Source organism: Luteolibacter sp. Y139, from assembly GCF_038066715.1.
Taxonomy (GTDB): domain Bacteria; phylum Verrucomicrobiota; class Verrucomicrobiia; order Verrucomicrobiales; family Akkermansiaceae; genus Haloferula; species Haloferula soli.
Map to the genome: position 1 here is coordinate 249,464 of NZ_JBBUKT010000001.1, position 18,748 is coordinate 268,211.

Below are 18,748 nucleotides of genomic sequence, written 5' to 3' on the forward strand. Positions count from 1 at the left end.
TCTCATGCGTCCGCTGCCCACCACCACTCAGGCCGCCCCCCTTGCCACCAAACCCGCGGTTTCGACCGCCGTCTCCCAGACCTTGGAACTGGGACCGCTGCATCATTCCACCGTGCCAGCCCAGAACCGTCGGGCTGCCACGTCGTGCGCCGTCCAGCGCGCGTATCCGTGGCTGTTGATCGCGAGCACCGCCCTCGCCGCAGTCTTCTGCGGACTCTACCTGAACAAGCCGGTCATCGTCGCCGGCCCAGGCCCAGGCCCGGCGGCTACCACGATCGCTCCAGCCCCACCGGTGCCCGCCATGATCGCCGCTGCACCGAAGGCTGCCGATTCCCTGCTGCCACGCGGCGGCCACCTTCCCGGCGACACCGCCAAGCCTCAGGCCGCCGATCCAAAACGGCTCGCCTCGGCGGGCAGCGGATCGGAAACCGCCTTCGAGGAAACCAACCTCCGCATCCAGCATGTGCTGAAGGCACAGGGCCCCGGCGGCGAGGACCTCGGCAAACTCACACTTGATGTACCCGTCCTCTATCGCAGCCGCGCGTTGCGCTGGACGCCTGAGGAAATCGCCCGTGCCCGCAACCTGATGACCCGCATCGGCCACTACCAGGAGGCCGCCCAGATCGTCCGCAATGAAGGCACCAAGCTCCTCGGCGAATGGAACGCCCTGGTCGGTGAGTCCATCCCCACCCCGGTGCTTCGCGCCGATAGCCCGTCGCTCGGCGGTGCGCCGCAGGCCTCCACCGGCGAGCCCCTCGACAGCACCCAAGCCATCGAAATCAAAAACCGATGACCCGCTCTCTCCTCATCCTTGCCGCCGTCGTCACGCCGGTGACATTCGCCCAAAATATCGCACCGAAGGAATCGGAGCAGGATCCCGTGCTCTCCTCGCTGACGGAAGGCGGCGAGACCCCGAAGGCGAATGCCCTCACCGACGCGCCTCCCCCGCTCATGTCGGGAGAGGATGGCGGTGCCCCGGTGCTCATCACCGGCACGCCACCCGAAGGAGCGGAGATTGAAGAGCCCGAGCCTGTCACTCCGGAGCCCAAGGGCGTGACCGTCCAAATCGAACCCGGCAAGAGCATGATCGGAAAGGTCGATGCCGCTTCGATCAAATTGCTCGCCCCCTTCCCCGCCAAGCCGCTTTCCCAACCGCCGCCAGGCTGGAAACTGGAGCATCCCGATGATGTTCCTCCCATCACCAAGGAAGTGGAGCTTAACGGCACCCGCATCCCTCTTTCGATCCGCCCCCACGTGCTGGTGCCGGATGCCGATGGTGCCAACGTGATCGCCGTCCAGGAACCCGGCTACGACGCCTCGCTCGGCTACGCCCAGGCAGGTACGATAAGTGCCTTACTTGCGAGTTCCGTGGAGCGCATGGAGGAAGACTCCGGCAAACTGGGCGATGCCCTCGATCGCCTCGGCCAGCTCTTGAGCTCGCTGCCCACTCCCGAGCCTCCCCCACCGGTCGCCAAGGAAGTCATTTCACCCGAAAAGAAGAAGCCGCGATGAAACCAAGCCTCATCCCGATCGCCTGTAGCACCGCCCTCACCCTGATGGCCGGAGCCTCCGCTGCCCACTGGTGTTCCGTCCGTGACATGGTGAAGCTCGCCGGGGTCATGCCGATGCCCGCGCCGCAGTCACCTTCTATCAGGCCCCTTCCGGCACCACAGGACGACAGCAGGACCCGCCAGGCCGAGGCCTTGCTCGCTGAAGCGCGCAGCAGTGGCTGGAAGAAGCCGGCCGCCGATCTTCCTCATGCCCCGGCGAAAACTCCGTCCGCTGCCACCGGCGCCACCGGCGCCACCGGAGACCGCTTCGAACGCCTCCTCTCCGCGATGGAAGGAATGGTCGGCGAGAACCAGCGGATCCAGGAGGAAAACCGGCAGCTTCGTGACAACGTCGCCGATACCAATCGCAGCCTCATGGAACTCCAGTTCCGCGTGGACAGCTACGATGGCGAGTTCCGCCCCCTGAAGGTTCAGGAGGAGGCCACTCCCTATGACGATGGCAGCGCCGGGGTGCTACCACCGTTGGAGTGATTTACTCACGTCACGCGTGCTGGCCGGCGAAGAAGACTTCCATCCGGTGCTGCATGTCCTCGTAGAAGCGCTTCTTGATCGCTTCCAGGGCCGCGATCTTTTCGGGACCGGCATGGAATGCCTCGTCCTGCTCCAGCTTGATCTTCGCCGCGAAGGATTTCTCCATCTCGATCAATGAATCGAGAAACTCCTGGGCCGCACGGCTGTGCTCCACCCCATCGATGAGCGCGTTCTCCAGCCGCTTGTTGCGCGTCACCGCGATCAAATTGCCGGCGGCGAGCTTCTCCATGTAGCGCTGGTTGCTTTGGCGGAAGGCTCGGTGCTCCGAGTCATAGGCGATCTCGTCGCGGTCCAGCAGCGTGTCGTACGGACCCGGCTTGGTGAAGAACTTCACGATCAGCGGAATCGTGTCCACCAGCATGAATAGCAAGGTCAGCACGATGTAGGTGGCCAGCGCGAACTGCCCGCCCTCGCTCCCCGCCTTGAAAAGTCCATGCAGCGCCAGCGTCTGGGTCAGGATATCCTTCCGCGGCTCAGCCTGGATATCGGCAATGCGCTTCTGCTCTTCCGTCGAAATCGCAGCGAGTTCCGCCTGCGCCGCCTTGAACTCCAGGTTGCGCGTCTCGATCTGCTGGTCGAGTGCCGAGCGCACCGCGTTCTGCTGTTCCGTGAACGAGGAGGCCTGATCCTCCTCCACCCGTTGCTTGAGCGCCGCCACCCGGTTTGCCTCCGCCTTGTTAGCCGCAGCAATCTCGGCAAGCCGCGTCTCGAAGGTCGCAATCGCCCCCTTCTCCGCCTCCCGCACCTGCGTCTGCAGCTTCGCCTTCTCCGTCGACGCATGCTCCAGCAACGCACCAATCCGCTGCGCCTCCGTGCGGCGCGGCTCCAGTTGGTCCGCCCGGATCGACCGCGCCCGCGGTCCTTCCCCACGCATCCCCGAGCGCTGGCCATTCAACTCCCGCTCGAATTCCGCCTGCCAGAATCCCAACTCCTCCTGCAGCTTCGCATACTGCGGCGAAAGCTCGTCGGACTGCTTGTTCACGATATCCAGCCGGTCGCGGAAGGGCTTCGTCGCCTCCTCCGTCGCCGCCTTCAGCTCCGTCTGCTGCTCCGCCGTCAGTCCGGGAATCGCCGAGGCGGCATCCGTCTTCTCCTGAAGGATGAACTTCGCACTGTAGCTCAGCTTCCGCTCCTCTTGCAGCGCCGCGATCTTCTTCTCAAGCCCGTCCATCGTCTCGCGGACCTTGTCCTTGCCGATGGTAAACTTCGCCCGCTCCTGGCTGATTTCCGAGGAGCGCTTCTCCTCCACCACCGTCTGGATCGTATCCCGGAACAGCAGCAGCACCAGCGGGTGCGCAATCGTCAGCCCCATCAAAATCGCCACCAGCAACCGCAGCGAGAACTGCGACAACTTCCGCCACCACGAAAGGAACGGCCGGTAGCCCGCTAGCAGCGCCCGGTCGATCGTCATGATGATAAACGCCCACACCCCCGCCACCGGATAAATCACCCGCGGATCAGTGGTCAGCGTCGAAAGCGCATAAGAGCAGGCAATGAAAGCAAACGCGCACGGCACCAAAACCGTCGCCCCGAATGCCACATACTTCCGCTGCTCCCAATTCGGGCACTGTTCGAGAGTCTCCGTGCCAGCGCCGGACAGCCAGAAAAAGAGGCGCTTGAAAGGATTGGACCGGTTCATGGAATGAAAAATGGGATCAAAGCGTGGATTCCCCGAAAAGCGAGACCGCGATCCCGCATTGTTGGCGGAAACGCGGTTTCCCGCCCCGCTTTGTCACTGTTTCTAAAACAGGCCAGCCCTCCTCGACCAAATCGCGGTCCAGCCGGAAAAATGTTACAGCCAAGGGCTAAGGTTGGAAAATCCATGTACCACGATGACAAGGCTGGCCGCTCCCCGGGAATGGAAGCTGGCGAATTCATGGCAAGGGAACACCCTCACCCATGGTGAAACATTCCAGCAAGATCAGGAACTGGTGCGGGGTCAGCGGCATCGCCGCAGCGTCAGTGGCGGGATTGCTCGCCGGATGTGGGAATGCCCTTTACTCGGCGGCTCAGGTTCCCGGGCTCAAGCAGGTCAGCGACTCGATGAACGAGCGGGCCTTCGTCGAGTGGATGGAAAGCGATCCCGCGCCACAGGTCCGCACACGCGTGGCGCAGGGTGAGTATCGGCTACTCGGCTTGGCGATCTATGACAGGAAAGACTACTGGATTCCCGGCGTGACCCGCCGCGGGACGAAGGCCAAGTACGATGATTATGACGTGACCTGGCAGGGCATGGGTGGCCGGAACGAGAAGCACATCCCACTCGCGGAGTCCTACATGTCGCGCTTCAATGCGATGATGCTGGAGGAACGCAAGGGCGTGCCGCTGGATCTCTACGGCCGCGGGCCACGGCATGACGACTACTCGGGAGCTGTGAAAAAAGCTCGATAGCAGTGGGTGGGGTCAGTCCTTCCCGCACGTGAATTTTGGGATCCGCTAAGCCAACAGCCTCTTGGGCGAGCGACCGGGAGCACTCCAATAATTCCACTCTATAGGCATTCGGGAATAGTGGAGTGCAAAGTGCACGAACCCTTCATCCCAGCCGCTCATCGGGGATGGCCATCCGGTGCCACCACCCACCGAAAAATTCCGATATTCCGACCTCCTAGGTATATCGGAATATCGGAATCCGGCGGATTACCGCGAGGCACGGCTGCAGCAAGGCTCGGAACAATGGGCCCAACTGCGGCTGGAACTTCCTTTCCCCGGTTGCCACACCTCCAAAGCGTCCCCACAACTTCCACAGCCACCTTCTCGAGATCGAGACTCAACAAAAGCTCAACAAAACCGCCCCAAACGGGCAAAAAAGAAGCCCGACCGCTGTGCCTCAGGAAAAACCCAAAAACCTAAGGCTCAAGCGGTCGGGCCACCTGCCGGGAGTCACCTCCCTGACAAGACCTTTTGTGTTGGAGGAGTCATGCTCTCGCAATCGCCTCACATGAGTATTAACGTCACCGGCCGGATTTTTGTTTCAGCTTTTTCGAGAAATTTTCCGGCACCCCGGAATTCTAGCTCCGGTCCTTCCACTGGCGCACCCGCAGCTGGTCGATCGCTCCTTGGATCTTCTGCTTCGGGCCATTGCCTTGGCCCTGCGTGACGGTCCTCACCGTCTGGTATTCCTCCCTCAGCACCAGCGGGTGAAGCAGCGAGCACCAGATTTTTCCCGATTGGATCGTCAGTTCGCCCGTCTCGTTGCTACCATCCAGCGAGGTCTCATTCTTGATCGAAACATCTCCCTGCACGCCAAACCGGCCACAGGGATGCCCGTCCAGCGCCTCGGAAACCTCGTAGGTCAGCGTCACCTTGCCGCTCGCCCCGTTTTCAAACAGCAGCGCCAGCGAGTCCCCTTCCAAAACCAGCTTGTCGCCGGCTATCCAGCGCTTCGACGAGGAAAACCACTGCTTCCGCGGCACCAATCCGTACTGGACCAGCATCCCGGACAAATTCGGCAAAAGATCCTGCTCCAGCAGCTTCCGGTTGAATGCCACCGCGCCCTTGCGGGCCGGCAACTGCCAACCGTCACGGGTCTGCTCGAATTCCACCCGCGCGCCCACCATCTGCGACGGCTCGGCGGCCGGATCGCCTTGGGCAGAGGCCTTCGCCTTCTCCACCGCCTCCTTGGAATCAACCACCTTCCCGGCCTTCTCCACCGTCACCGAGAGATTCGTGCCGCTGCGCTCGAACAGGCCGATGAGCTCAAAGGCTCCATCCACGCTCACTTTTTCCGTCCCGAGCGCCGAAGTGGTGATCCTCCGTGTATTATGAAACGTCGTGCGCTGCGTTACCCGCACCTCAATGTCCGTCGGAAACGGCAGGTCGCGCCGGAAACGCACGCCTTCCGCCGCCGTGTCCACCTGGGCCACGAACGTCGACGCGACGTCCCCGCCCGGCGGCTTCGGAAGGCTGGAATCCTTGGCTCCCTCGATTTTATCCCGCGCCGCCTCGACCGCTTTCTTGGCCTTGTCGCACGAAGTCAGCCCTAGCGCGAGGAGCGGCAGGACAAACACTAAACATTTCATGAATTTCAGGTATCACGGATGATGGACCGTGACTACTCTTACCTTCCAACAACCTGAGACTTATCGCCCCCGGCAGCCGAGGCGCTGGTCCATTTCGAGGGCCGGCGCGTCTTCCTTGCTGACGCCCACCACCACAGCGGGCACTCCGGCGACGGTGGAATGCGGCGCCACGTCATTGAGCACCACACTGCCAGCTCCGACCTTGGCGCCCTCGCCGATCTCCACTCGTCCCAGGATCTTCGCCCCAGCGCCGAGCAGAACTCCGGAGCGTATGATCGGATGGCGGTCGCCGGATTCCTTGCCGGTGCCGCCCAGCGTCACCTCATGAAGAATGGAGACATTGTCCTCGATGATCGCGGTCTCTCCCACCACGAAGCTGGTGGCGTGGTCCAGCAGGATGCCGCAGCCGATCCGCGCCGCCGGATGGATGTCCACGGCGAAGACCTCACTGGCCAGGCTCTGGAAATACAAGGCCAGCTCCCTGCGCCCATGGTTCCACAAGTGATGGGAGACCCGGTAGGTCGAAATGGCCATGAAGCCCTTGAAGAAAAGCAACGGCTCCAGCGGCGAGGGGCACGCCGGATCCCGCTCGACAATCGCGCGCAGGTCCCGGGCGGCACTGTCCACCAGATGATCCTCACCGCGCAGAATTCCAGTCAGGAGAGGCGTGAGCTCCTCCTTGGTCATATCCTCACGCGCCAGCTTTCGGGCGAGTCGTACCCCGAGCGAGGCCCCGAGGCACGGTTGGCTCAGCACCACGTTCTGTAGCAAAGGCCGGAGTTCCGGCTCTTCACCGGCGACTCGCTCGGCTTCCTCGCGGACCCATTTCCAGATGCCGGAGGCATCGGAATCCTTCGACTGACAGAGTCGAACAGCCTTCGCGCTTTCGCCCTTCTCCTCCCTGTGCTGCTTTGCCTCCATGCGCATTTCCCAAAAGCTCGACTATGCGTGCCGCGCGATGGCCCAATTGGCCAAGCGTCACGACGGGCGAACGATTACACGGCTCGACGAGCTGGCGCAACGGGAAGCCGTGTCCGCCAACTTTCTTGTCCAAATCCTCAACGACCTGCGGCGGGCGGGATTGGTGGAAAGTCGACGCGGCAAGAGCGGCGGCTACCTGCTCGCGCGCAAACCGGACACCATCCTGCTCCGGGAAATCGTGGAAGCCGTGGAGCCCTCACTCCTGTCGTTTTCGACTCACACCGAGGGAGAAAGCGGCGTGGCAGTCCGCAAGGCGTGGGAAAAAGTCGCCCACGACCTGAAGGAACACTTGGAGCGGATCAGTCTGGTGCAGCTCGCAGAACGCTCCGAAGCCCCGATGTTTTATATCTGAACCGGCAGTTCCCGGGTCCGGAAAACGAGTTCGTTTCCGACCTCCTCTCCCGCCGAATCGACCTGCGGCCACGCGAAGTGGCAGCTCAGCTCGGGGCGGATGACGTAGCCGCGCCTGGCCCAGAAGGCATCATTCGAGCGGTAGCCGGGCGGCTTCAGCGGATGATCCTCCGGCCGCACCACCGCGCAGAAGCAGAACTTGGAAAAACCCAGCACCATCGCGTGCTGCTCACGGTGATCAAAGAACGCGTGCCCGATCCCCTTTCCTCGCCACACGGGATCAAGGACCGACTCTCCAAAATAAAACCACGGGGCCGGGTTAATCCCGGCCTTCTCAAACGGCGCGCGGAACGACTCATCCGCATCTAACAAAGGCAATCCCGTCGAAACCCCGACCACCTTCCCTTCCACCTCCGCCAACACGAAGACACTGCGCGGACAGGCGGCGTAGCCCTGAAGATAGTCCCGCTCGCTCTCTTCATCGCCCTCGTAGAGGTACGGAAATTCCCGGAACACCGAAATCCTAAGCCGCGCCGCATCCGGCAAATAAGGCAACACCTGCTCGCCCGCGAGGCGACGGACCGTGAATTCCATGCGCTGGTCTGGCAAAAGCCCGCCTGTCGGCCAAGCGTCAATCAATCGGCCCGATGCTCGATCGGCGTGACCGAGATCACCACTTCCTGATCGCCCCGCTTCAGCTTCACCGGCGTGGCCACTCCCGGACGAAGGAAAAAGAAGGCATTCACCGCGTCGGCATACTCTCCCAGATTCCGTTGGCCCACTTGAAGCAACACATCGCCCGTCTTCACCCCTGCCAAGGCCGATGGAGAACCTTCATGCACCCGGGTCACCTGCGGTGCCTTGGCATCCGGACGCAGGTTGAGCCCGATCCAGCCGCGGCTCACGTGACCGCCGCGCTGCACATCCTCCAACACCCGCTTCACCACTTCCGCGGGAATCGCGTAGCCACTTTGGGCACCCGTCGGCTGATAAGCCACGGCGACCACGTTGCCGTTGGAATCCAGCAGCGGCGTGCCCGGCCTGGGCACCCGGGCCGAATACTCCATCTTCAGCAACGAGAGCGGCAGGATCTTGCCTGAGACATTCTTCACCCAGCCACCCGATTTCCCCTCGACGCCGGTCGCCGCTTTGACAGTGGCACCCGCAGGCAAGGGCGCATCCGCCAGCAACGGCAAGGCGCGGCCCGGAGGACCACTGAGCCGGAAGACCACCAGCCGGGAGACCGGGTCCAGAATGACTTCAGCCGGTAGCAGGCGCTCGTCCGAGAACAGTCGCCCGCCCTCGGGACTCGTGCCCGATACCGCAACGCTCATCACGTGACGGCCATCTCCCACCGCGAAGGCTACCGACGTCACATCACCGGCAGGCGTCGGGAAAACCGCCGACCAACCCGCCTCAGCATGGGCTGGCGCCACACAGAAACACCACGCAACTCCGAGTGCCGGAAGGCACCGCAAGGGATAGAGACGCATCCGGAAAGATTTCCGTCAGAACTCTTGCTCGCCGGTGCGGCCTTTCGTCGAAGGACGCAGGTCCAAGGCGTCCAGCTGCTCGACCGCAGCCGGCTCGAGGGACCTGACCTCGTGATTGACCGGAGTGGTCGCGGTCGGAATCACTTCCTGACCCCGCGGGAACGTCATGACCAGAACGACGATGGTCGCATAGGCCAAACCACCGGCATAAGCCCACTTGGAGGCCCCGAGATCGGAAAACCATGCGGACGTCTTGCGCCACCAACCCGCCAAGCCCTTCTGCTGGGCTTCCTCCGCCCGCAGCCGCTGGTGAAACTCACGCAGGAAACCATCGAAATACCCATCCTCGGGGCGCTCATGGCGCTTGAGGGCAAGCAGGGTTCCGATTTCTTCAACGGTCGGCTTCACGGCGTTTGATGGTTAATAAATCTAAAATTTCTAGCTCGCCCGCAAGGAAAATTTTCAAATTCCTCACTCCCAGTAATCTTGCAGCTTTGACTGCAAGTGAAGGTGGGCATAGTGCAGCCGTGATCTAACCGTTCCCTCCGAAACCTTCAGGATGCGCGCGATCTCGGCATGTGGTATGCCCTGGATGTCGAACATGGTGACCACTGTTCTATGCGCTTCTGACAGGCTCAGCATGGCTTCGTTCAATCTTTTCTGAAGCTCGTGAAGCTTGCTCTGCTTCTCCGGATTGGCCAGGTGGCTGGCATCGACGAGAGCGGGATCATCCTGGAAGGAGGCATCCAGGTCATTCAGACTCATGCCGCTCCGGCGCTTGCGCTTCTTCAGGAAGTTCAGCGTCATGTTCACCGCGATCTGATAGATCCACGTGTAGAAGCTGGATTGACCGCGGAAGCGCGGCAGCGAGTGATAGGCCTTCGCGAAGATGTCCTGCAACAGGTCGTGGGTGTCCTCCTTGTGGGACGTCATGTTGTAAACTAGCCCGTACAGCTTTTCGCCATACTTGAGGATCAGGGCGTCGAACGCGCGGGTGTCGCCATTGCGGGCGCGCGCCACGAGGTCATCGTCCGGATCCGGCTGAAGGGAGTCATCCGGCATCTTGGGGTGTTCGGGGGGAAGGGGTGAGCGGCGGGAGGCTACACTTTGGAACGCCCGTGTAAAGCAAGCACCATGCCCCGGTGGAGGCGACTTGTCGGTCAACATGGCCGGACCGGGCGAGGTCGCCACGATGCGCGGATCATGGTTCCCCTGCCGCTCAATCAGCATCAATCGCTCCCCACGCGGGAGCAGGGGCTCATCCGCCCTCGGAAGGAACCCGTTACTCAATAGTTCCTGATTATTTTTCTCGCAGGCGAAATCAACGAGGAGTAGAAAAATCCTCGCTGTCCCGCATCCCGCCCACAGGCAATGCCACCCGCCACCGAGCACACCCACCACCTCAAGATCCGCAGCACCCAGCTTGAAATGAACCCCGGCGCTCCCGCCGGAGCCCGGCAGGGTGAAGATGTTGAAGGAAAGCTCCGAGCCGCCCAGGTGCAGCTCGAGCAGCTTCAGCAGCAGCGCGAGAGTCTTGAACGCGAGCGTCAGGAAGTCGAAACCCTCAACTCCCGCAAGCGCGAGTTGATCTCGGCCCAGACCGAACTCACCGAACGGCTTTCCTCCACGCTCCAACGCGTCGAGCGTGAGGTCTATGAGCTCAAGGAGCACACCAGCGACCTGGAACAGGCACGCGCCTGCTTCGCTGCCCACCTCGCGAAGCTGGAAAAGATCAATCCCGACGGTTGGACCCGCGAAAACCTCGCCGCTGGCTTGGAACGTGCGATGGCCATCGTCGATCATGCCGATGACGAGTTTTCCCAAGCCGCCGAGCACTACTCGCGCTCGCGCAGCAGTAACCTCTTCAATGGATCCAAGGCGCGCCGCGTCGTTTCCGGGGATTTCGCCCGGCAATTCCGCAACGGTCTCGCCTTTAACCTGCCTGTGATCATCCTGGGCGCCATTGCCCTGATCATCTATCTCGTGAAATGAGCTTCGCCATGTCCCGGACCCCCGCCGATCTGCCCGACCTCAAATCCCTGGAGGAACAGCAGCGCGCCCTGGAGGAGCAGATCCAAAGCATCCGCGCCGAACCGGAGAAGATCCTCCGCGAGGCGCAGGAACAAGCGGCCACCATCCCGCCGCCGGACGATCTCGCCGATCGCCGCCGGCAGCGGATGTTCGAGGAGACCGTCTCCCGCCGCCAGATCCGCAACGAACGCCGCACCCAGGGCCGCAGCTTGCTCCTGCTGATGCTGCTGCTCGCCGCCACCGCTGCGCTCGCCGCCTGGGTGGTGAAGTTGTTCGTGGTTTGAGTTCGCTTCTGTTCTCTCATTGAGGCTGCTCCTCTGCTGCCGGTATGGCACGCAGATAGGCGCTTTCCTCTCTGGCCAAGCGCCGGGACTTCGGTTAGAGGGTGCGAATGCCCATGAACGTCCGTCGCCACCTTCTCGCCCTCCCCTTCCTGACCGCCGCCGCTTTCGCCGGCGAATTGGCCCACACGCCCGTCGCCTCGGCCCCTTCCTCCGGCTTCGATCTCAGCAAGCTCATCAATGCCGCCGAGGTGAAGTATGTCGGCAGCTTCGACATGGATTTCGAGAACTCGGTGGGCGCCGTTGACGCCCAGGCCTTCCAGGCATCCGCGTTCCTCTCCCAGCCGATCCATTTCGCCGGTGACTGGCAGTTCATCCCCCAGTTCTCCTATGAGGCGATGCTGCTGAGCACGAGCGGACCGATCCCCTCCATCATCTTGCGCGATGAGGACCTGCACGAGATCGAGTTCTCGCTCTACTTCGTTCACATGAACGACACCTCGCCGTGGATCTACGGCGCGTGGCTCAATCCGTCCCTCGCCTCCGATTTCCAAGGCATCAGCGGCCATGACTTCTTCTTCGATGCCGCCGGCGCCGTCGGCTACAAGGTCAACGACCACCTCGTCATCGGCGGGGGTGCAGGCGCGCTCAATATCAGCGGCGACACCACCTTCTTCGCCGGCCCCGGATTCGCCTGGGAACCGAACGACCGCACCCTCGTCGCGCTCTACGGCCCGAATTTCAAGGCCACCTACGACGTCACCCCGAAGTGGCGCGTCGGCTTCGAGGTCCGCCCCAATGGCGGCATCTGGAACATCGATACCGCCCTCGGCGACGCCAACATCGACTACTCGAACTTCCGCGCCGGCCTCACCAGCTCGCATAACATCACCGGCGACCTTTGGCTCAGCTACGGCGCGGGCATGACCTTCGGCGGCGAGATCAATGTGACCACCATGGAAGGCACCAAGCCCTTCCAGAACCAGCTCGATGACCTCGAAAGCGGCTTCTACGGCTTCGCCGGTCTCGAGCTGAGAACCTGGTAAGTAGCCCGCAGGCTTCCTCTCAAGAAGCCCCTTCGGATCTCTCAAAGCACTCGGTCCCTGCCCTTCAAAAGGCAGGGGCCTTTTTTTTACTCATCACTCCCGCCGGCCTTTTGTCCCGACGGAACCACAGGCCACCCTGGGAAATCAGCCCTTCTTCGCGGCGAGGATCTCCTTCAACTGCGGCCACTGCTCCCGGCTCACGATGTAGCCGACGCAGCCTTTGCGGCCGCAGAGACAAGGATGATCCTCGTAGCAGGAAACATCGAATGCGTAGTCGAACGTCAGCTCCTCGCCTTCCTCGACGCGGCGCAGTGCGTGGATGAAGATCCGCTTGCCATCGATCCAAGCCTCGCAATTCGGATCGCAGGAGTGATTGATGAGACGGGCCGTATTCCACGGCACGTCGCCATCGATGTCCAAGGTATTGGTCAGCGTGAAGATATACACCGCTGCGTCGCCCGTGGCCTGGGCCTTCGCGTGCTGTGCCCACGCGCGGCGCTCGCTCTCCTCCTTGTCGATCAGCTCACCGACATACTCGATGATCTTTTCCCCGGCAGGGATGTCGCGGGTCGCATAGACACCACGACCGTGGATCGCGGAGTTCCGTACTTCACACGACTGGCTTTGCCCGCGACCCCAGAGGGCCCTGAGCTTCCTGAACAATGTGGCTTCCTCCTGGAGCTTCTTCGATTTCTTGCCCATGTGTAGTCTCACTTCCCCTCCACTTGCTTCCTCTTGATCGGCGGCAATTGCGTGTTTTCCGGCAGCGTGTTGAACACGCGGCGCAGTTCCGCCACCGTCAGGCTTGCGCCGTCAATGAAAGACCAGTCGTTCTTGTCCTTGTCGGAAATTGCCACCTGAAAGCCGGTGCTCTGGATCACCGCGAACTTCGGTACGGTGCCTTTCTCCGCCGGCGCGGCGATGCGGTACTCGGTCACGGTCGGCACCAGCACCAGCCACTTCTTGTAGATCGCCTTCTCAACCAGCTTGCCATCCTCCGTCACCGTTTCCTTGCCCATCTGCACCTCGTAGGAAGTTGGCTCTCCTTGGGCCTTGAAAGAAATCAGCTGGACACCTTGCTTCGCCATCTGGCCCGGAATGGCGTCGAGTTGCGCCTGCAGCTTTTCCATGCCGCCTGCTTGTTTGGCAGCACGGACCTTCCACTCATCGTACATGCGCTCGAAGGCGACCTTGTGCTTCCCGAGCACCACCTGTTCGCCCAGCGCTTTCACCGCAGCTACGGCGGAGTTCGTCACGTCGATCGGAGCAGCCTGCTGTGCTTGCCCTCGCATCACAGGCAGCAGGCACATCAGAGCCGAAAAGAAAAAGGCGCGCATTGCGACGCATGGATGCCCCGCCATCCGCGCGGCGTCAAGCGCGCCAGAGCGCCGCGAAGCATTGGTTTTCCACAGAATTTTAAAAACCTTATCCCCAATCCCGGAATCCGCTTTGCTTCGCCCGGCCCCTTTGCCAACCTCCCCGCCCCATGTCGAAACCGGCTCTCGGAAAAGGCCTCGGTGCCCTGATTCGCAAACAACCCGGCGCTCCTTCCCAGGAAGCATCCGCCGGTGTCGATGGTCACGGTCGCGCCAAGGAAGTGCCGATCGACAAGGTCGTACCAAGTCCGCTCCAGCCGCGCACGACCTTCATCGAGACTCCGCTCGACGAACTCGTCGAATCGATCCGCCAGCACGGCATCATCCAGCCGCTCATCGTCCGCCCGGTCAATGGCACCTACGAGCTCATCGCCGGTGAACGCCGCTGGCGCGCTTCGAAGAAGCTCGGCCTCGCCACCGTCCCGGTCATCGAGCGCGAAGCATCCGACCGCGACGTGTTGGAAATGGCGCTCATCGAGAACCTCCAGCGCGAGGACCTCAATGCGATCGAAGAAGCCGCCGGCTACGTCCGCCTCGCCAAGGAGTTCGCCATGAAGCAGGACGAGATCGCCGCCCGCGTCGGCAAGTCCCGCGCCAGCGTCGCCAATGCGATGCGCCTGCTCGACCTTCATCCGGACGTGCAGCTTCTCGTCGGCCAGGGCCGCCTCAGCGTCGGCCACGGCAAGGCCATCCTTTCCATCAAGGACAAGGACGCCCAGCTCCTCGCCTCGGACCAGATTCTCAAGAAGGGCCTCAACGTCCGCGCCGCGGAAAAGCTCGCCCAGGGCTTCGATCCCGCCGGTGGCAGCGACGAAGGCAAGCCGAAGGGAGCCGCCTCCACACCGGCCGCACCCGATGCCCACATGCGCGCGCTTCAGAACAAGCTGCGCGACCGCTTCGCCACCCACGTGGTCATTCATCACAGCGCGAAGAAGGGGAAGATCGAGCTCGAATACTACGGCGACGACGACCTGCAGCGCCTGCTGGATCTCCTCGGCGTGGAGGATCTTTGATCCACGGCGGCGGCATGCTGCCGCAAGTCCACGTGCCGGAGCTTGCGGCGGGAGGCCGCAGCCACTTTCCTTGCGTCGTGAAACGCGCTCCGCTGCCTCTCCTGCTGCCCGTCCTCGTCGGAGGAGCCACCGCCCTGCTCTGCTGTGGCAAGCCGAAGGCACCCGAGGCACCGGCGCACCTGACCTTCCAAACCATCCCGGAGAAACTCGCCGCGGACTTCTCCGGCGACAATGCCTTCAAGCACGTCAAGGCCATCGTCGATCTCGGTCCCCGTCCTCCGGCCAGCGAAGGCTACGAGAAGACGCTGCAGTATCTCGAAAAGGACTTCGCGGCAAACGGCTGGACCACCGCGCGGCAGAAGTTCACCCGCAGCACACCGCAAGGACCGGTCGAGTTCACGAACCTGCTCGCCCGCCACAAGACCGGTGAAGCCGACTGGACGAAATCGACACCGGTCGTCATCAGCGGCCATCTTGATAGCAAGCGGATGGAGGCTTTCCAATTCGTCGGCGCCAATGATGGAGGTTCCTCCACCGGCGTGATCTTGGAACTCGCCCGCGTCCTCGGCACCGATCCCGCGTCAGCCGCCAAGGTCGAGTTCGTGCTCTTCGATGGCGAGGAAGCGCTGCTGCACACCATCTCGCCCACCGATGGCCTCTATGGCAGCAAGTACTACGCCCGCGAACTGACCAAGCGTCACAACCAGCCCGCCTTCGGCATCGTGCTCGATCTCGTCGGCGATGATGATCGCGACTTCTTCTTCAACCCCGAGACGCCGGAGAAATTCGCCATCGCCGTGGAAGCCGCCGCCAAGGACTCCGGCCTCACCAAGCTCCGCCGCCCGCAAGGCGCCATCCTCGACGACCACGTCCCCCTTCAAGAAGTCGGCCTGCCTTGCCTCCACATCATCGGCGACTTCATGAACATGCCCTACTGGCACCAGCAGGGCGACACCATGGAGAACATCGACGCCGACGCCCTGAAAAAAACCGGCCGGACGACGCTGCGGTTTCTCTCTTCCGTAGCTCCCTAGGTCATCTAGCCGATAGGCAAGAAGCTAGGAGAGCAAGTGCTCCTGCCTGAGGTGATTGAAATTCGTAACCGGCAAGCCGGTTCGTGCAGCCTCCACATAAAGATCGAGGTCAACTGTGACTAGATGCTCGGCCGCCTTCGTAGCTTCTAGAATGGAGCAATCAGTAAGTCCGAGCTGTAAAAAACGGGGACAAGCGGCAGCCGTTCGTCCGGTGATATGAACTTCTGCGGCTCCGTCGATGAGCACCATGAGCTGAGCCAGCAAGGCAGACCGGGCAGGCTCGCCAGTTTGGCGTAAGAGATTGGAGGTCTCTGCCAAAATACCGGGAGTTACGACGATTTGCTCATATCTCTCGAGAAAGAGACCAAAGAGCATGAAGTCGTCGGAAGAGAACGCTTGGGTCCGTTTGTGCTTTTCGATCAATTTGGGGTCTGCGAGGCCGACTACCAGCAGCACCAAAAGATTGGTATCAACCAACACCGTTCTCATGCCGGAATTCCGACCTCCCGGTTTTTCACCGAGAGAACTCGCTCGCCAACTTCGTCGATGGTTACAACCTTATACGACCGTTTCAGCCTTTCCTCAGCCCCCATCAGTTGCACCACTGACCTAGGCTGAATAACGTCCCAAGGTCTGGAAAAGCCGACGGTGACGTACCAATGCTTGGTTGGTTCGTCGAATTCCACCTCCTCCAGTCCAACGTTGGTGATCTTCTCCGATTCGAAAAGGTCGATCACGTAGCCCAACGCAAGTTTGACTGCTTCTTTGACGCCCATGGGCAAACCCTAACGTGCGCCTTTGCTTGTCGCAAGCTGCGACTCACGCCTCCCCCACCACTGGCCACAGCCTCGCCACCAACGGCTCTTGCGCCGCCTCCATCCGCTGACGATCACCAGCATCCTCGTCCTCATGCCCGGCCAGGTGCAGCAGGCCGTGAACGATGTAACGGAACAGCTCGCGCAAGGGCGGCTCGCCGTTCTCCGCCGCCTGACGGAAAGCAACCTCCACCCCGATCACGATCTCGCCGTGATGAAAGGTGATCACGTCGGTCTCGCCCTCAATGCCCATGAATTGCTCATGGACCCGTGCGCTGGTCTCGTCGTCCACCAGCGCGACTTCCACACACTCATGCTCCGGCAAGGGCGCATCGTTCGTGGCCAGATGACTCGCCAGGATCTCCTTCGCGGCCAGCGCTCCACCCTTTTCCAGGGCGGTTAGCCACGCCTCCGGGATCTCGGTGCGCACTTGATTGTTACCGACAATGAGTTCCGGGCACATGGCAGTCAGGATGCGGCACGTTGTTGCGGCTGGTCGCTCGGTGCAGGGGTCGGCACCGGCTTGATCTGCTGGGTCTTCGAGCCATTCCCCTGCCGCTTTTCCAGATCGGACTTGCGGCCCAGGGTACTACGGTCGTCCTCCTTCGGATAGTCGATCCGGGTGTGAAGCATGCTCCGCAGCGTGGCGCAAAAGCTGTCCTTCACCTTGGCAAGATCGCGCATCGAGAGCGCGCAATCATCAAGCTGGCCATCGCAAACGCGGCCGTTGACGAGGTCCTCGACCATCGTGCGGATCTTCGCGGGCGTCGGCTTTTTCAGCGAGCGGGATGCACTTTCAACGATGTCCGCCAGCGAAACGATGCCGCTCTCGCGCGTGCGCGGACGCGGGCCGGGATAGCGGAAATTCTTCTCGTCGATCTTCGGCAGGTCCTCCGGGTTCTCCAAACCCTTCTCGACCTTCTCCAGCTCCGTCTTCTTCTGCTCCTGCGCGCGGCGGTGGAAATACGTCACCAGCGAATCCCCGTGATGCTCCTGGATGATGTCGATCACCCGCGGGTTGAGCTTGTGCTTCACCGCGAGGTCCACGCCGTCCTTCACGTGGGCAATGATGATCAGCGCGCTCATCGTCGGCGTCAGCGCGTTGTGGGGATTCTCCATCCCCTCGGCCTGGTTCTCGATGAAGTACTCCGGTTTGTTGAGCTTGCCGATGTCGTGGTAGTAGGCGCAGACACGACACATCGCGGCATTCGCCCCCACCGACTCGGCCGCGGCTTCCGCGAGCGAAGCGACAACGAGGCTGTGATGGAACGTCCCCGGAGCCTCGAGCTGAAGGCGGCGGAGCAGCTTGTGATTCAGGTCGCTCAGCTCCAGCCAGGAAATATCGGTGGTGAGCGCGAACGCACCTTCCAGCACCGGCAGCAGGCCGCTCACCAGCAGCGCGATCAGGATGCCCATGCCCATCGCGGCGAGCGAACTCCAGCCGGCGATCTTCAGGCCTTCGAGCTGGTCGTCCATCCCCGGCATCAGGTCGATCCGGCTGAACATGATGCAGAGCAGCAGCGAAGCGACGCCGGCATAGACGCCAGCCCGCAGGAGCTGCACCCGCTTCCTCACCCGGTAGGACGCCTGCACCGCCACCAGCCCGCAGACGAGGCTGACGGCCATGTACAGCAGCACATCCTGCTTCGGCATCACCAGCGAACCCAGCAGCGTCGAGTAGATCGTCGAATAAGTCCCGATTCCCCGCCCGAGCAGCACCGCATGGATCATCGGCGTCAGTGCGAAGGGGATGAGCAGGAATTTCATCTGCCCGGGGAAAGCCTGCGCATCCACCATCATGGAGATCCCGCGGACTAGCATGATGTGGCCGGCCAAACCGCCGAGCAGCAGGATCACCCGGCCATTCCGCCCGCCAGCGGCCTCGTGGTTCGCATCGAGGATGACCACAGCCGTCGCGGCGATCACCAGCCCGAACATCGCGCCACGCAGCGGATCATCAGCGAAGTTCGAATCGGTCGCCGCCCGCAGCACGATCACCGCGATGCCGACGATGAAGATCAAATAAAGCGCCAACCGCACCCACGGACTACGGTCGAGGGTCAAGGCCACCGGGTTTTCGGCGTGTGTCCGGCGCTTTCGCCCGGACGACAAGCCGCGGCGAGCAAGTCGCCAGCGTTTGAAAGCATCAATGAATCCCACGGTGAGGCAACTGGGTTGCTGAATCGCGGCCAGCGTCGGATGACCT

Annotated in this window: 23 protein-coding genes; 10 read left to right on the forward strand and 13 right to left on the reverse strand. The window is 62.1% G+C overall.

The genetic code is table 11. The features are described 5' to 3' along the window. Positions 1-4 precede the first annotated feature (4 nt). From WKV53_RS01085 to WKV53_RS01095, 3 genes are read left to right on the forward strand one after another with little or no spacing between them, the layout of a single operon-like run. Positions 5-793, forward strand: coding sequence for a hypothetical protein (locus WKV53_RS01085; protein ID WP_341402453.1), 789 nt, complete (start codon positions 5-7; stop codon positions 791-793). Beyond that, the gene (locus WKV53_RS01090; protein WP_341402454.1) at positions 790-1,512 is read left to right on the forward strand and encodes a hypothetical protein; all 723 of its coding nucleotides are present in this window, start codon (positions 790-792) and stop codon (positions 1,510-1,512) included. The genes WKV53_RS01085 and WKV53_RS01090 overlap by 4 nt, the downstream gene beginning before the upstream one ends. Continuing rightward, entirely contained in the window at positions 1,509-2,042 is a 534-nt protein-coding gene (locus WKV53_RS01095; protein ID WP_341402455.1) for a hypothetical protein, read from the forward strand. The genes WKV53_RS01090 and WKV53_RS01095 overlap by 4 nt, the downstream gene beginning before the upstream one ends. A 10-nt stretch (positions 2,043-2,052) precedes the next feature. Here the strand turns inward: WKV53_RS01095 and WKV53_RS01100 are convergent, their stop codons facing one another. Continuing rightward, entirely contained in the window at positions 2,053-3,741 is a 1,689-nt protein-coding gene (locus WKV53_RS01100; RefSeq protein ID WP_341402456.1) for a DUF4407 domain-containing protein, read from the reverse strand. 260 nt (positions 3,742-4,001) lie between these two features. Here WKV53_RS01100 and WKV53_RS01105 point away from each other — a divergent pair, with 260 nt between their 5' ends. Continuing rightward, entirely contained in the window at positions 4,002-4,493 is a 492-nt protein-coding gene (locus WKV53_RS01105) for a hypothetical protein (RefSeq protein WP_341402458.1), read from the forward strand. A gap of 617 nt (positions 4,494-5,110) precedes the next feature. Here the strand turns inward: WKV53_RS01105 and WKV53_RS01110 are convergent. Continuing rightward, complete coding sequence (locus WKV53_RS01110) at positions 5,111-6,121, reverse strand: hypothetical protein (RefSeq protein WP_341402460.1); 1,011 nt, start codon at positions 6,119-6,121, stop codon at positions 5,111-5,113. Between the two features lie 60 nt (positions 6,122-6,181). Next, positions 6,182-7,042: a serine O-acetyltransferase gene (gene cysE, locus WKV53_RS01115; protein ID WP_341402462.1), complete on the reverse strand. Its 861-nt coding sequence runs from the start codon at positions 7,040-7,042 to the stop codon at positions 6,182-6,184. On the opposite strand from cysE, the gene WKV53_RS01120 reads away from it, so the two are divergent. Then, complete coding sequence (locus tag WKV53_RS01120; protein ID WP_341402464.1) at positions 7,041-7,454, forward strand: RrF2 family transcriptional regulator; 414 nt, start codon at positions 7,041-7,043, stop codon at positions 7,452-7,454. The two genes, cysE and WKV53_RS01120, sit on opposite strands and share 2 nt — an antisense overlap. Here the strand turns inward: WKV53_RS01120 and WKV53_RS01125 are convergent. The 4 genes from WKV53_RS01125 to WKV53_RS01140 form a co-directional block, all read right to left on the reverse strand. Beyond that, positions 7,445-8,047 (reverse strand): GNAT family N-acetyltransferase, encoded by a 603-nt coding sequence (locus tag WKV53_RS01125; RefSeq protein WP_341402466.1) that lies wholly within the window; start codon positions 8,045-8,047, stop codon positions 7,445-7,447. The two genes, WKV53_RS01120 and WKV53_RS01125, sit on opposite strands and share 10 nt — an antisense overlap. A gap of 41 nt (positions 8,048-8,088) precedes the next feature. Then, positions 8,089-8,889 carry a S1C family serine protease gene (locus WKV53_RS01130; RefSeq protein WP_341402468.1) on the reverse strand — a complete coding sequence of 267 codons (801 nt, stop codon included), beginning with the start codon at positions 8,887-8,889 and terminating at the stop codon, positions 8,089-8,091. 72 nt (positions 8,890-8,961) lie between these two features. Continuing rightward, a complete protein-coding gene (locus WKV53_RS01135; protein ID WP_341402470.1) occupies positions 8,962-9,354 on the reverse strand; it encodes a hypothetical protein in 393 nt (130 codons plus the stop codon). A 63-nt stretch (positions 9,355-9,417) separates the two neighbouring features. Next, on the reverse strand, positions 9,418-10,008 hold the full coding sequence (locus tag WKV53_RS01140) for a sigma-70 family RNA polymerase sigma factor (protein WP_341402472.1): 591 nt from the start codon (positions 10,006-10,008) through the stop codon (positions 9,418-9,420). 309 nt (positions 10,009-10,317) lie between these two features. Between WKV53_RS01140 and WKV53_RS01145 the strand changes: the two genes are divergently transcribed. The 3 genes from WKV53_RS01145 to WKV53_RS01155 all read left to right on the forward strand — a co-directional run bounded on the left by WKV53_RS01145 (position 10,318) and on the right by WKV53_RS01155 (position 12,304). Beyond that, positions 10,318-10,938 (forward strand): hypothetical protein, encoded by a 621-nt coding sequence (locus WKV53_RS01145; protein ID WP_341402474.1) that lies wholly within the window; start codon positions 10,318-10,320, stop codon positions 10,936-10,938. An 8-nt stretch (positions 10,939-10,946) separates the two neighbouring features. Next, complete coding sequence (locus tag WKV53_RS01150) at positions 10,947-11,261, forward strand: hypothetical protein (RefSeq protein ID WP_341402476.1); 315 nt, start codon at positions 10,947-10,949, stop codon at positions 11,259-11,261. Between the two features lie 113 nt (positions 11,262-11,374). Continuing rightward, the gene (locus WKV53_RS01155; RefSeq protein ID WP_341402478.1) at positions 11,375-12,304 is read left to right on the forward strand and encodes a DUF6268 family outer membrane beta-barrel protein; all 930 of its coding nucleotides are present in this window, start codon (positions 11,375-11,377) and stop codon (positions 12,302-12,304) included. A 144-nt stretch (positions 12,305-12,448) separates the two neighbouring features. Here the strand turns inward: WKV53_RS01155 and WKV53_RS01160 are convergent, their stop codons facing one another. Together WKV53_RS01160 and WKV53_RS01165 are read right to left on the reverse strand one after the other, a co-directional pair. Next, positions 12,449-13,006: an SET domain-containing protein gene (locus WKV53_RS01160; protein WP_341402480.1), complete on the reverse strand. Its 558-nt coding sequence runs from the start codon at positions 13,004-13,006 to the stop codon at positions 12,449-12,451. A gap of 8 nt (positions 13,007-13,014) precedes the next feature. Beyond that, a complete protein-coding gene (locus WKV53_RS01165) occupies positions 13,015-13,614 on the reverse strand; it encodes a hypothetical protein (RefSeq protein ID WP_341402482.1) in 600 nt (199 codons plus the stop codon). Positions 13,615-13,790: 176 nt separating this feature from the next. On the opposite strand from WKV53_RS01165, the gene WKV53_RS01170 reads away from it, so the two are divergent. Both WKV53_RS01170 and WKV53_RS01175 read left to right on the forward strand, forming a co-directional pair. Next, positions 13,791-14,693: a ParB/RepB/Spo0J family partition protein gene (locus WKV53_RS01170; protein WP_341402484.1), complete on the forward strand. Its 903-nt coding sequence runs from the start codon at positions 13,791-13,793 to the stop codon at positions 14,691-14,693. Between the two features lie 77 nt (positions 14,694-14,770). After that, positions 14,771-15,727, forward strand: a complete 957-nt coding sequence (locus WKV53_RS01175; RefSeq protein ID WP_341402485.1) for a M28 family metallopeptidase — start codon at positions 14,771-14,773, stop codon at positions 15,725-15,727. Positions 15,728-15,751: 24 nt separating this feature from the next. Here WKV53_RS01175 and WKV53_RS01180 read toward each other — a convergent pair whose 3' ends face one another. The 4 genes from WKV53_RS01180 to WKV53_RS01195 are packed head-to-tail and all read right to left on the reverse strand — an operon-like array spanning position 15,752 to position 18,612. Then, the gene (locus WKV53_RS01180; protein ID WP_341402487.1) at positions 15,752-16,216 is read right to left on the reverse strand and encodes a PIN domain-containing protein; all 465 of its coding nucleotides are present in this window, start codon (positions 16,214-16,216) and stop codon (positions 15,752-15,754) included. Continuing rightward, positions 16,213-16,503, reverse strand: a complete 291-nt coding sequence (locus WKV53_RS01185; RefSeq protein WP_341402489.1) for a hypothetical protein — start codon at positions 16,501-16,503, stop codon at positions 16,213-16,215. Before WKV53_RS01185 ends, WKV53_RS01180 begins: the two co-directional genes overlap by 4 nt. Before the next feature lie 43 nt (positions 16,504-16,546). Beyond that, positions 16,547-17,005: an rRNA maturation RNase YbeY gene (gene ybeY, locus WKV53_RS01190; RefSeq protein WP_341402491.1), complete on the reverse strand. Its 459-nt coding sequence runs from the start codon at positions 17,003-17,005 to the stop codon at positions 16,547-16,549. A gap of 5 nt (positions 17,006-17,010) precedes the next feature. Beyond that, on the reverse strand, positions 17,011-18,612 hold the full coding sequence (locus WKV53_RS01195; RefSeq protein WP_341402493.1) for an HD family phosphohydrolase: 1,602 nt from the start codon (positions 18,610-18,612) through the stop codon (positions 17,011-17,013). Positions 18,613-18,748: the final 136 nt, after the last annotated feature.